A 3,952-nucleotide genomic window follows, 5' to 3' on the forward strand; every position below is an offset into this window, starting at 1 on the left:
CTGCAGTTCTGGGGCGGCATGGGCTTCACCTGGGAGAACAAGGTCTCGCGCATGTTCCGCGACGGTCGGCTGGCGTCGATTGGGGGCGGGGCGGACGAGGTGATGCTGGGCATTCTCGCCAAGACGATGGGCATCGCCAAAAGGCCGGTGAAGTGAGCCAGGTCTTTCAGGTGGAACGTCTCGGCGACACCGAACGCTGGACCCTCAACGACCCCACCACGCGCAACGCCCTGAGCGACGCCATGGTGCTCGGCCTCTTTGAGGCCACCCTGCGCGCGCAGCAAGACGACAGCCTGCGACTCATCGTCCTCACCGGCGCGCCCGGCGCCTTCACCGCGGGCGGCAGCTTGGGGCATTTTTCCAGCACCATCGGCCAGCCGCTCCCAACCGGCGAAGACGACCCGCTGATCGCCATGAACCGGGGCTTTGGCGATGTGTTGCACGCGCTGTGTGCGCTGCCGCAGCTGCTGGTGTGCGCGGTGGACGGCGCGGCCATGGGCGGCGGTTTTGGCCTGGTGTGCTGCGCCGATCATGTGATCGCCACCGAGCGCTCGGTGTTCGGCACACCCGAGGTCACGCTGGGTTTGCCGCCGGCGCAGATCGCGCCCTTTGTGTGGATGCGCCTGGGCGAGGCGAAAGCCCGCCAGTGTTTGCTGCAGGGGCTGAGCTTTCGCGCCGAAGCCGCCATGCAACTGGGCCTGGTGGACGAGGTGGCCGACGATGGTGAGCTGGAACAAGGCCTGCAGGAGCGGCTGGTGAGGCTGAGGCGCGCTGCGCCCGGCGCGGTGGCCAGCACCAAACGCCTGCTGCAGCGGTTGCGCGGCGATGTGCCCGATCTGCGTGACGAAGCAGCCATCGCCTTTGCGACCGCGCTGCGCAGCCCCGAAGCTGCCGCAGGCCTGTCTGCGTTTGCCAAGAAGCAGCCCGCCCCCTGGGCCACCAAAAAATGAAACGCCTCCTGATTGCCAACCGCGGCGAGATCGCCCGCCGCGTCATCCGCACCGCGCACGCCATGGGCATCCAGACCGTGGCCGTGTACGCCGACCCGGACCGCGATGCCCTGCACGTGCGGGAGGCCAGCACCGCGTTTGCGCTGGGCGGCACCACCTCGGCCGAGTCCTACCTGCGGGTGGACCGCTTGATCGAAGCCGCGCGCGCCACCGGTGCCGACGCGGTGCACCCGGGTTACGGTTTCCTGAGTGAGAACGCCGACTTCGCGCAGGCCGTGATCGACGCCGGCCTCACCTGGGTCGGCCCGCCGCCCTCGGCCATCCGCGCGCTGGGCAGCAAGTCGGCTGCGAAAGCCCTGGCCGTGGCGCAGGGCGTGCCCTGTCTGCCCGGCTACTTTGGCGCCCACCAGCACGAAGAGACCTTGGTGGCCGAGGCGCAGCGCATCGGCTTTCCGCTGATGGTGAAGGCCGTGGCCGGCGGTGGCGGGCGCGGCATGCGCCTGGTGCTGGACGCTGCGCAACTGCGGCCCGCGCTGCACAGCGCCCGCTCCGAAGCCCTGAGCGGTTTCGGCAATGGCGACCTGCTGATCGAACGCGCGCTGATGCGCCCACGCCACGTGGAGGTGCAGGTGTTCGCCGACGCGCAGGGCCATTGCGTGCACCTGGGCGAGCGCGACTGTTCGGTGCAGCGGCGGCACCAGAAGATCATGGAGGAAGCGCCGAGCCCGGCCGTGTCGCCCGGGCTGCGCGAAGAACTGGGGCGCTGCGCGGTGGCGCTGGCGCAAGCCGCGGGCTATGTGGGGGCCGGGACGGTGGAGTTTCTGCTGGAGGGCTCCGGAGCGTTCTTCCTGATGGAGATGAACACCCGCCTGCAGGTGGAGCACCCGGTCACCGAGGCATTGACCGGTCTGGACCTCGTCGAATGGCAACTGCGCGTCGCCCGCGGTGAGCCACTCCCCCTCACGCAAGAACAGATCACCTTCACAGGCCACGCCATCGAAGTGCGCCTGTGCGCCGAAGACGACCACCACACGCCGCACACCGGCCGCGTGGGCCGCTTCACCGAGCCTCCCATGGTGCGTGGCCTGCGCTTCGACCATGCGCTGGAAACCGGCAGCGAAGTGACGCCGCACTTTGATTCGATGCTGGGCAAGCTCATCGCCCACGCGCCCACCCGCGCCGAGGCCATCGCCCAGCTCGCCCACGCGCTCGACCACACCCAGCTGCTCGGCCTGCCGACCAACCGCGCCTTTCTCGCGGCCTGCCTGCGCCACCCCGTGTTTGTCGCGGGCGAAGCGCTCATCCCGTTTCTCGCCGAGCACGGTGACGAGCTGCGCAGCCAGCTGGCTGCGCAGCGCGCCCCCGGCCAGCCCGCGCTGGTGGTGGCCATGCTCGCGGTGCAGCACGCGGCTGCAGCGCCCGCAGCCAGCCTGGCCGCGCCGTTCAACCGGCCGCTGCGCTTTGGCCTGGACGACGCGGTGTGCAGCCTCGACGTGCAGGAACTCGGGGCGGGGCAGCTGCGCATCAGCCACGGCGAGACGATGCACCGCGCTCATGTCGAAGCGTTGCGCCGCGGCGAACTGCGCGTGGTGCTCGATGTCCGGCAATGGACCGCCTGCGCCGTGGCCACCACAGCCGGGCGCTGGCATGTGCAGGTGCAGGGCGGCGGCGCGACGGTGGACACCTGGCTCACCGAACTGAGCCACCACCCGGCCCAGCGCGCCGGCGGCGCCGACCGTGCGCGCGAACTGCGCGCCCCGTTCAACGGCAAGCTGATCGCCGTGCACGCACAAGCCGGCGCCACCATCGCCAAGGGCGAGCCGCTGCTCGTCATCGAATCCATGAAGCTTGAACACACCCTGGCCGCACCGCGCGACCTGACGGTGGACAGCCTCTCGGTCGCAGCCGGTCAACAGGTGGCACCCGGACAACTGCTCATCACCTTTGCCGCATGAACACGTCGCACGACTTCACTTCCGAGGACCGCACGGCCTTGCTCGATACCGTGCAGCGCTTCGCCACGCAAGCCATTGCGCCCCATGTGAGCGCGTGGGACGAAGCGGGCGAGTTCCCGCGCAGCCTCTACCACCAGGCCGCCGAGCTCGGCCTGCTCGGCCTGGGTTACCCCGAGCACCTGGGCGGCACGCCCGCACCCTGGCGCGTGCGCAACGGCATGTCGCAAACACTCGCGCGTTTCGGCGGCAGCGGCGGCGTGATGGCCAGCCTCTTCACGCACAACATCGGCCTGCCACCGGTGCTGGCGCACGGTACACCCGAGCTGCAGGCCGAGGTGATCCCGCCCGTGCTGCGCGGCGAGCAGATTGCGGCCCTGGGCATCACCGAGCCCGGCGGCGGGTCCGACGTGGCCGCGCTGCGCACCACCGCGCGGCTGGAGGGCGACGAGTACGTGATCGACGGCGAGAAGGTGTTCATCACCTCCGGTATGCGCTGCGACTGGATCACATTGGCGGTCAGGACAGACCAGAACAACAAAGGCGCGGGCGGCATCAGCATGATCGTCGTGCCCTGCCACACCCCCGGCATTTCGCGCACCAGGCTGCACAAGATGGGCTGGCACTGCAGCGACACGGCCCACATCCGGTTCGACGGGGTGCGCGTGCCCGCCCGCTACCGGCTGGGCGCCGAGGGCGCGGGCTTTCGCATGATCATGGGCAACTTCAACGGCGAGCGCCTGGCCATGTCGGCCATGGCGCTCGGCTTTGCGCAGGCCTGTTACGACGAAGCCCTGGCCTGGGCCCGGCAGCGCAGCACCTTCGGCGCACCCCTCATCGAGCGCCAGGTGATCCGCCACAAACTCATGGACATGCAGATGCGCATCCAGTCCACCCAGGCCTGGGTGGACGCGCTCGGTGCGCGGGTGGACGCCGGTGACGACGGTGCCGACTGGGTGGCCAACGTGTGCCTCTTGAAGAACCACGCCACGCAAACCATGCAGCACTGCGCCGACGCCGCCGTGCAGATCCTCGGCGCCATGGGCTACA

General features: G+C 69.8%; 4 protein-coding genes. All 4 read left to right on the forward strand.

Annotated features, from left to right (window positions below; genetic code table 11):
* A partial coding sequence (locus tag Q1W68_RS01400; RefSeq protein ID WP_300715474.1) for an acyl-CoA dehydrogenase family protein occupies window positions 1-156 on the forward strand: 156 nt, incomplete at its 5' end.
* Window positions 153-950 carry an enoyl-CoA hydratase/isomerase family protein gene (locus Q1W68_RS01405; RefSeq protein WP_300653299.1) on the forward strand — a complete coding sequence of 266 codons (798 nt, stop codon included), beginning with the start codon at window positions 153-155 and terminating at the stop codon, window positions 948-950. The genes Q1W68_RS01400 and Q1W68_RS01405, both read left to right, overlap by 4 nt.
* On the forward strand, window positions 947-2,905 hold the full coding sequence (locus Q1W68_RS01410; RefSeq protein ID WP_300662309.1) for a biotin carboxylase N-terminal domain-containing protein: 1,959 nt from the start codon (window positions 947-949) through the stop codon (window positions 2,903-2,905). Before Q1W68_RS01405 ends, Q1W68_RS01410 begins: the two co-directional genes overlap by 4 nt.
* The coding region (locus tag Q1W68_RS01415) for an acyl-CoA dehydrogenase family protein (protein WP_300715473.1) at window positions 2,902-3,952 on the forward strand (1,051 nt) is incomplete at its 3' end. The genes Q1W68_RS01410 and Q1W68_RS01415, both read left to right, overlap by 4 nt.

It is taken from the genome of Hydrogenophaga sp., assembly GCF_030158645.1.
In the GTDB taxonomy this organism is placed as follows: domain Bacteria; phylum Pseudomonadota; class Gammaproteobacteria; order Burkholderiales; family Burkholderiaceae_C; genus Hydrogenophaga.

Excerpts from the sequence above, each read along its gene's own strand:
- Q1W68_RS01410 (WP_300662309.1), top strand. The coding sequence starts at position 947 with ATGAAACGCCTCCTGATTGCCAACCGCGGCGAGATCGCCCGCCGCGTC.